At 68.3% G+C, this 262-nt stretch carries 1 pseudogene; it reads left to right on the top strand.

The features are described 5' to 3' along the window. A pseudogene (locus SB771_RS35195) lies at nt 1-262 on the top strand (RND transporter); the annotation flags it as partial.

Here is a 262-nt window from a genome sequence, read left to right as displayed (position 1 = left end):
CGACTACAAGCGGCCCGCGGCAACAACGGCCGCCACCTACAAGGAACTCGAAGGCACCGGCTGGAAAACGGCCGAGCCCGCCGACGCGCGTATCCGCAGCGCCTGGTGGGAGGTCTACAACGACTCCGCGCTGAACGCACTCGAACAACAGGTCGCCAGCGCAAACCAGAACGTGCAGGCCGCGCAGGCGCGTTTCCGCGCGGCGCGCGCGCAGGTCGAGCAGTTCCGCTCGCAGTTCTTCCCCGTCGTCACCGCGAATGGC

The organism is Burkholderia sp. SIMBA_051 (assembly GCF_046534915.1).
GTDB classification, from domain to species: domain Bacteria; phylum Pseudomonadota; class Gammaproteobacteria; order Burkholderiales; family Burkholderiaceae; genus Burkholderia; species Burkholderia ambifaria.
This window is presented reverse-complemented; position numbering and strand designations above follow the sequence as displayed.